The organism is Streptomyces sp. NPDC056452, from assembly GCF_042796085.1.
Taxonomy (GTDB): Bacteria; Actinomycetota; Actinomycetes; order Streptomycetales; family Streptomycetaceae; genus Streptomyces.
Genome location: NZ_JBHTRI010000067.1, coordinates 1 through 7,819 on the forward strand (window position 1 = coordinate 1; position 7,819 = coordinate 7,819).

The following is a 7,819-nucleotide window of genomic DNA, read 5'->3' on the forward strand; positions in this document are numbered from 1 at the left end:
GCCCCGCTCATTACTGAGCGGGGCGGGCCCCCGTAAGGGTGCAACGGGTCCTACGGACGGCGTGGTCTCACTGGGTGCGGTTCTCACCGCGGTAGTACTCGAAGACCCAGCCGAAGAGGCCGATCAGCAGCAGCGGGGCCGAGAAGTAGGCCAGCCACCAGCCGAAGACGACGCCCAGGAAGAGAAGGGCGCCACCGATGGCCAGCGAGAGCGGCTGCCAGCTGTGCGGGGAGAAGAAGCCCACTTCACCGGCTTCGTCCGCGACATCGGCTTCCTTGTTGTCCTGGGCCATCTTGTCGACCCTGTTGGCCGTGAAGGCCAGATAGAAGCCGATCATGATGGTCAGGCCGAAGGACAGGACGAGCGCGGTGGTACCCACCGGCTCCTTGGACCAGACGCCGTACGTGATGGCCATGGCCAGCATGAAGACGCTCAGCCAGATGAACAGCTTGCCCTGGATCTTCACTTGCCGGCCTCCTTGCCGCCGACGAGGACCTTGTCACCGTCGGAGTGGTGCTCCAGCAGCTCGAGCGCCGCGATCTCCGGGTGGTGCAGGTCGAACGCCGGGGATTCGGAACGGATCCGCGGCAGCGTGAGGAAGTTGTGCCGCGGGGGCGGGCAGGACGTCGCCCATTCGAGCGAACGGCCGTAGCCCCACGGGTCGTCGACCTCGATCTTCTTGCCGTACTTCGCGGTCTTCCACACGTTGTAGAAGAACGGCAGCATCGACAGGCCGAGCACGAAGGACGAGATCGTCGAGATCGTGTTCAGCGCGGTGAAGCCGTCCGCCGCGAGGTAGTCCGCGTAACGACGGGGCATACCTTCCGCGCCGAGCCAGTGCTGCACCAGGAACGTGCCGTGGAAGCCCACGAACAGCGTCCAGAAGGTCATCTTCCCGAGCCGCTCGTCCAGCATCTTGCCGGTGAACTTCGGCCACCAGAAGTGGAATCCGGCGAACATCGCGAAGACCACGGTGCCGAAGACGACGTAGTGGAAGTGCGCCACGACGAAGTACGAGTCGGAGACGTGGAAGTCCAGGGGCGGCGAGGCCAGGATCACGCCGGTCAGACCACCGAAGGCGAAGGTGATCAGGAAGCCGACGGACCAGAGCATCGGTGTCTCGAAGGACAACGACCCCTTCCACATCGTGCCGATCCAGTTGAAGAACTTCACACCGGTCGGTACCGCGATGAGGAATGTCATGAACGAGAAGAACGGCAACAGCACACCGCCCGTGACGTACATGTGGTGCGCCCACACCGTGACCGAGAGGCCCGCGATGGAGATGGTCGCCGCGATGAGACCGATGTAGCCGAACATCGGCTTCCGGCTGAACACCGGAATGATCTCGGAAACGATTCCGAAGAACGGCAGGGCGATGATGTACACCTCTGGATGGCCGAAGAACCAGAAGAGGTGCTGCCAGAGCAATGCGCCGCCATTGGCCGCGTCGAAGATATGCGCACCGAATTTACGGTCCACCTCCAGCGCGAAGAGCGCGGCGGCCAGGACCGGGAAGGCCAGCAGGACCAGAACACCGGTCAGCAGGACGTTCCAGGTGAAGATCGGCATGCGGAACATCGTCATGCCGGGGGCGCGCATGCAGATGATCGTGGTGATGAAGTTGACCGAGCCGAGGATCGTGCCGAAGCCGGAGAAGGCCAGACCCATGATCCACATGTCGGCGCCGATACCGGGCGAGCGGACCGCGTCCGAAAGCGGGGCATAGGCGAACCAGCCGAAGTCGGCCGCACCCTGCGGGGTGAGGAAGCCGGCCACCGCGATGATCGAGCCGAAGAGGTACAGCCAGTACGCGAACATGTTCAGCCGCGGGAACGCCACATCGGGCGCGCCGATCTGCAGCGGCATGATCCAGTTCGCGAACCCTGCGAACAGCGGCGTCGCGAACATCAGCAGCATGATCGTGCCGTGCATCGTGAACGCCTGGTTGAACTGCTCGTTCGACATGATCTGCGTGCCCGGCCTGGCCAGCTCGGCGCGCATGAAGAGCGCCAGCAGGCCACCGATGCAGAAGAAGGCGAACGACGTGATCAGGTACATCGTGCCGATGGTCTTGTGGTCAGTGGTGGTCATCCACTTGACGACGACACTCCCCGGCTGCTTGCGCCGTACCGGCAGCTCGTCCTCGAACGAGTCGTCTGCTGCCGCGGCACCCTGGGATTCATTGAGGATGCTCACAGTTTGTTCGTCTCCGCATTCCTGGCCGGGTCCGTCTGCTCGATGCCTGCCGGCACGTAGCCCGTCTGACCCTTCTCCGCCAGCTCCTTGAGGTGCTGCTGGTAACGCTCCGGAGAGACGATCTTGACGTTGAAGAGCATCCGGGAGTGGTCGACGCCGCAGAGCTCGGCGCACTTGCCCATGTAGGTGCCCTCCTTGTTCGGAGTCACCTCGAAGGAGTTCGTGTGGCCCGGGATGACGTCCTGCTTCATGAGGAACGGCACCACCCAGAAGGAGTGGATGACGTCACGCGAAGTCAGGACGAAGCGGACCTTCTCGCCCTTCGGCAGCCACAGGGTCGGACCCGGGTTGCCGGTCTGCGGGTTCCTCGTACCGGGGATGCCCACGTCGTAGACGCCGCCGGCGTCCGCGGGGAAGTCCTTGCGGTACTTGTCGGGGATGGCATCGAGTTCCTTCGGGATCTCGCCGCCCGTGGAGGGCGAGCCCTCCACGTTCTCGATGTAGTTGAAGCCCCAGCTCCACTGGTAGCCGACCACGTTGATGGTGTGGGCGGGCTTCGGTGTGAGCTCGAGGAGCTTCGATTCATCGCGTGCGGTGAAGTAGAAGAACACCGAGACGATGATGAGGGGTACCACTGTGTACAACGCCTCGATGGGCATGTTGTACCTGGTCTGCTGGGGTACCTCCACCTTGGTCCGGCTACGCCGGTGGAAGATGACGCTCCAGATGATCAGCCCCCAGACGAGGACACCCGTGGCGAGCGCTGCCGCCCACGAGCCCTGCCAGAGGGACAGGATGATCGGGGCCTCTTCCGTTACCGGGGTGGGCATACCGAGGCGTGGGAAATCCTCCCAGTTGTATGAACAACCGGAGGCCGTCGCCAGGACCAGGCCCGCAGTCAGCACCTGCGGCAGCTTCCGCCGCATCGGGCGCCGCGACAAGCGGTCGGAGCCGTTGGGACTCACGTAGCGCCTTCCCGAGAGTCTCGCCCGCACGGTCGGCGCGCCCGTCTCACTTGGTCGGTCGCCGGCCCTGACGCGGGCAGGGGTTTGGATGTTTATGCGGACCAAACCCTACTGGACGCTATTTGGGGTCGCGCGGGGAGGGTGCCCAACGCGCCGCCCGACTCCCCGAAGGGGTGGAATCCGGGCCTCCGGCGGTCATCTGACGCTCCCTCTCCCGGCTCGGACGGCCACCCGCCCCCAGGTGGGCGCCGGTGCGGGCTAGCGTGGCGGTGTGTCCTACTTCGATACCGCCTCCTCCGCTCCCCTGCACCCCGTCGCCCGCCAGGCGCTGCTTGCCTCGCTGGACGAGGGCTGGGCCGATCCCGCCCGCCTGTACCGCGAGGGGCGGCGGGCCGGACTGCTGCTGGACGCGGCCCGGGAGGCCGCGGCCGAGGCGGTCGGATGCAGGCCGGACGAGCTCGTCTTCACCTCCTCGGGTACCCGGGCGGTGCACTCCGGGGTGGCCGGGGCGCTCCACGGCCGTCGGCGTGTCGGCCGCCATCTGGTGGTCTCCGCCGTGGAGCACTCGTCGGTGCTGCACGCGGCCGCGGCGCTGGAGGCGGCGGGCGGGTCGTTCACCGAGGTTCCGGTTGACCGGGCCGGTGCGGTGGACCCGTCGGCGTACGGCCGGGCACTGCGGGCGGACACGGCGCTGGCCTGCCTGCAGTCGGCCAACCACGAGGTGGGGACCGTGCAGCCGGTGGCCGGGACCGCCGAGATCTGCGCCGCCGCGGGCGTGCCCCTGCTGGTGGACGCCGCGCAGTCGCTGGCGTGGGGGCCGGTGCCCGGCGGCTGGTCGCTGCTGACCGCCAGTGCCCACAAGTGGGGCGGACCCGCGGGGGTCGGCCTGCTCGCCGTCCGCAAGGGCGTCCGGTTCGCCTCCCAAGGCCCCGCCGACGAAAGGGAGTCGGGCCGCGCCGCGGGTTTCGAGAACATCCCGGCGATCGTGGCCGCGGCGGCCTCGCTGCGTGCGGTGCGCGCCGAGGCGGCGGCCGAGTCCGTACGGCTGCGGGCCCTGGTGGACCGTATCCGCACCACGGTGGCCGGCGTGGTGCCCGATGTGGAGGTGGTCGGCGATCCGGTGCGGCGGCTGCCGCATCTGGTCACCTTCTCCTGTCTCTATGTCGATGGAGAGACCCTGCTGCATGAGCTGGACCGGGCGGAATTCTCTGTTTCATCCGGTTCGTCCTGCACGAGCAGCACCCTGACTCCCAGCCATGTCCTCAAGGCCATGGGGGTGCTCACCGAGGGGAACATCCGCGTGTCGCTCCCCTCCGGGACCACCGACGCCGAGGTCGACCGGTTCCTCGAGGTGCTTCCGGGTCTGGTGGCGGGAGTACGGGAGAAGCTCGGAGCCCCCGTCGCGGCGGCCCCCTCCCCCGCCCCGCAGGCCTCGCTCGTCGTCGACGCGCTCGGCAGGCGCTGCCCGATTCCGGTGATCGAGCTCGCAAAGGTGATCGGAGAGGTACCCGTGGGCGGCACGGTGACGGTCCTCGCCGACGACGAGGCCGCCCGGCTCGACATTCCCGCCTGGTGCGAGATGCGCGAGCAGGAGTACGTGGGTGAGGAGCCGGCGGACCGGGGTTCGGCCTTCGTGGTCCGCCGGCTCCTGTGAGCCCGTCCTAGGAGAGGTGCGCCCGGACCTCGGTGGCGGCCTCGTCGCCGTACGCCTTGGTGAAGCGGTCCATGAAGTGGGTACGGCGCAGGGTGTACTCCTGGGTGCCGACCGTCTCGATGACCAGGGTCGCGAGCATGCAGCCGACCTGGGCGGCCCGCTCCAGGCCCACGCCCCACGCGAGGCCGGAGAGGAATCCGGCCCGGAAGGCGTCGCCGACGCCGGTGGGGTCTGCCTTCCGCTCCTCCTCGGCGCAGCCCACCTCGATCGGGTCCTGACCGGCCTGCTCGATGCGGACGCCGCGGGCGCCGAGGGTGGTGACGCGGTGGCCGACCCTGGAGAGGATCTCCTCGTCGCTCCAGCCGGTCTTGGACTCGATGAGCCCCTTCTCGTACTCGTTGGAGAAGAGGTACGTGGCGCCGTCGAGGAGGATCCGGATGTCGTCGCCGTCCATCCGGGCGATCTGCTGCGAGAAGTCCGCGGCGAACGGGATGCTCCGCGCGCGGCACTCCTCCGTGTGGCGGAGCATCGCCTCGGGGTCGTCGGCGCCGATGGAGACGAGGTCGAGGCCGCCGACGCGGTCGGCGACACTCTTCAGCTCGATCAGCCGCGCCTCACTCATCGCGCCGGTGTAGAAGGAGCCGATCTGGTTGTGGTCGGCGTCCGTCGTGCAGACGAAGCGGGCCGTGTGCAGGACCTCGGAGATCCGGACCGAGTCGGTGTCGACGCCGTGCCGGTCGAGCCAGGCACGGTACTCGTCGAAGTCGGCCCCGGCGGCGCCGACCAGGATCGGCCGGGCGCCGAGCATGCCCATGCCGAAGGCGATGTTGGCGCCGACACCTCCGCGGCGCACGTCGAGGTTGTCGACCAGGAAGGAGAGGGAGACCGTGTGCAGCTGGTCCGCGACGAGCTGGTCGGCGAATCGGCCGGGGAAGGTCATCAGGTGGTCGGTGGCGATGGAGCCGGTGACTGCAATGCGCACGGGGAGGCTGCTCCTGCGGAAGTCGAAGGGGACGCGTGAGCGCGCCCTCCGGGACGGCATGACAGTTCACGCTACCCGGTGGCGCCACCGGACCCGAAGGGGAAAACTACCCGATAGTAGGTCTTTCTACCTGAGCTCCACCGTGCGTACGGTGCGGATATGTCGAACAACATCGTTTCGCGTGAGTCCGAGATGAGCCTGGCCGAGCTGCGAGGTGACTGCGCGCGGATGGCGCCCCACTGGGTCGTACCCGTGAAGACTGCCACCGAGCCGGTGACACCGTCCTTGATTCACGGAGTCACGGTGCCGCCGTCCTCGGCCCGTCTGATCGACGCCATGTCCGAGTACGGGGACTGACCGGGGCACGAGTCCGGTAGGGGCGGCTCCCCCGCGCACCGCGGTGGAACCGCACGCTCCCCTGCTCCGTCCCACCGTTGTCCCCACTCGGGGGACAGGCGTTGAGCCAGTGGCGGCTATGCAGTCGAAGGAGCGATCCGGTGAGCACCGAGCAACCCGAGAATGACGTGACCGGCCCCCGGCGGCGACGTTCACCGCTCGCGGTGGCCTCGGTGGCGGCAGCTGTGCTGATCGCCGGCGGCGGCGGTGCGTACTGGGCCTCGACCGCTGCGGGCGACGGCGGGGACGCGACCAGCCCCGCCGCCGGTGACGGCTCTCCTCCCCTGCTCTCCCTGGACGCGTCGGCGGACAGCCCGTCGGCCCCTCCGCAGGGCATCGCGCCGGGCGAGCCGGATCCCCATGGCAGCGGGACCGTCTACCGCGCCTCGGGAGATCTGCCCGACGGCCCGGACAAGGCCGCCGTCCACCGCGCGACGGGGACGGTGACCTCGGCAGAGGTGGCACGCCTGGCGAAGGCCCTCGGGGTGCAGGGAACGCCACGCGCCGAAGGCACTTCCTGGAAGGTGGGCGTCGACGGGGACGGGTCGGGCCCGATCCTGCGGGTCACCAAGCAGGCCCCGGGCACCTGGACCTTCGCCCGGTACGGCTCCGGCGGCCCCGACGCGTGCGAGTCGGTGACGGTCTGCTCGAAGGACACCGCGCCGGGGCCCGGCACCGGCTCGCCGGTGAGCGAGAAGGCCGCCAAGGCGGCGGCTGTTCCGGTGCTCAAGGCCGTGGGGCAGGACGATGCCGCACTCGACGCGCGCCAGGTGATGGGCTCCGTACGGGTGGTGAATGCCGATCCGGTGGTCGGCGGGCTGCCGACCTACGGCTGGTCCACCGGGATCCAGGTGGGCGCCGGGGGCGAGGTCGTCGGCGGCAGCGGGCAGGTGAAGGGCCTGACGAAGGGCGATACCTACCCGGTGATCAGCGCGGACGAGGCGCTGAAGCAGCTGAACGCGGAGGGCCGGCAGAACGCGAAGCCGTCCGTCGGCGGCTGCGCGACGCCCGTACCGCTGGAGGGCGACCCGTCCTCGCCGAAGACCGGCTGCGCTTCGCGGAGCGGGGCGCCGGTGGCCACCACCGTGACGGTCGACAAGGCCGTCCTGGGACTCGCGGCGCAGTACGTGGACGGGGAGCAGACGCTCGTCCCGTCGTGGCTCTTCTCCGTACGGCCCGAGGCGGGCGGCCCGGGGAGCACCGTCACCCAGGTCGCCGTGGACCCGGACTACCTGGCGGAGAAGGACGGCACGGAGCCGGCTCCCGAGCCCACGAAGGACCCGGGGACGGACCCGGGAGAGGCGACCGGCAGCGGGCGCCAGATCATCTCGTACAGCGCCGACGGGCGGACACTGGACGTGACGTTCTGGGGCGGCGTCTGCAGCACGTACGCGGCCCACGCCAAGGAGAGCGGGTCCACGGTCCGGGTGACCGTCACGGAGTCGAAGCCGGAGCCCGGGAAGGCCTGCATCATGATCGCCAAGGAACTGACCCGGACGGTGACCCTGGACGAGCCGCTCGACGGCCGGAAGGTGCTCGACGCGTCGGGCGCGACGGTGCCGCGCACCTGAGCCGCACCGCACGCACACGGACGACAGCGGCGGCGCTCCCGGAGTCCGGGAG

7 protein-coding genes are annotated in these 7,819 nt (G+C 69.0%); 3 read left to right on the forward strand and 4 right to left on the reverse strand.

Going from position 1 to position 7,819, the window contains the following annotated elements; translation table 11 throughout:
* Nucleotides 1–67: 67 nt before the first annotated feature.
* From ACFQ6X_RS34885 to coxB, 3 genes are read right to left on the reverse strand one after another with little or no spacing between them, the layout of a single operon-like run.
* Nucleotides 68–466 (reverse strand): cytochrome c oxidase subunit 4, encoded by a 399-nt coding sequence (locus ACFQ6X_RS34885; protein WP_356413766.1) that lies wholly within the window; start codon nucleotides 464–466, stop codon nucleotides 68–70.
* The gene (gene ctaD / locus ACFQ6X_RS34890; protein ID WP_383187923.1) at nucleotides 463–2,199 is read right to left on the reverse strand and encodes a cytochrome c oxidase subunit I; all 1,737 of its coding nucleotides are present in this window, start codon (nucleotides 2,197–2,199) and stop codon (nucleotides 463–465) included. The genes ACFQ6X_RS34885 and ctaD overlap by 4 nt, the downstream gene beginning before the upstream one ends.
* Nucleotides 2,196–3,164, reverse strand: coding sequence for a cytochrome c oxidase subunit II (gene coxB, locus ACFQ6X_RS34895; protein WP_329211880.1), 969 nt, complete (start codon nucleotides 3,162–3,164; stop codon nucleotides 2,196–2,198). Before coxB ends, ctaD begins: the two co-directional genes overlap by 4 nt.
* Before the next feature lie 271 nt (nucleotides 3,165–3,435).
* Between coxB and ACFQ6X_RS34900 the strand changes: the two genes are divergently transcribed.
* Entirely contained in the window at nucleotides 3,436–4,818 is a 1,383-nt protein-coding gene (locus ACFQ6X_RS34900) for a cysteine desulfurase/sulfurtransferase TusA family protein (RefSeq protein WP_383187925.1), read from the forward strand.
* Between the two features lie 7 nt (nucleotides 4,819–4,825).
* Here the strand turns inward: ACFQ6X_RS34900 and ACFQ6X_RS34905 are convergent, their stop codons facing one another.
* The gene (locus tag ACFQ6X_RS34905) at nucleotides 4,826–5,800 is read right to left on the reverse strand and encodes a carbohydrate kinase family protein (protein WP_383187928.1); all 975 of its coding nucleotides are present in this window, start codon (nucleotides 5,798–5,800) and stop codon (nucleotides 4,826–4,828) included.
* Nucleotides 5,801–5,959: 159 nt separating this feature from the next.
* Here ACFQ6X_RS34905 and ACFQ6X_RS34910 point away from each other — a divergent pair, with 159 nt between their 5' ends.
* Together ACFQ6X_RS34910 and ACFQ6X_RS34915 are read left to right on the forward strand one after the other, a co-directional pair.
* Nucleotides 5,960–6,157, forward strand: coding sequence for a hypothetical protein (locus ACFQ6X_RS34910; protein ID WP_383187931.1), 198 nt, complete (start codon nucleotides 5,960–5,962; stop codon nucleotides 6,155–6,157).
* A 140-nt stretch (nucleotides 6,158–6,297) separates the two neighbouring features.
* On the forward strand, nucleotides 6,298–7,767 hold the full coding sequence (locus tag ACFQ6X_RS34915) for a hypothetical protein (RefSeq protein WP_383187934.1): 1,470 nt from the start codon (nucleotides 6,298–6,300) through the stop codon (nucleotides 7,765–7,767).
* Nucleotides 7,768–7,819 lie beyond the last annotated feature (52 nt).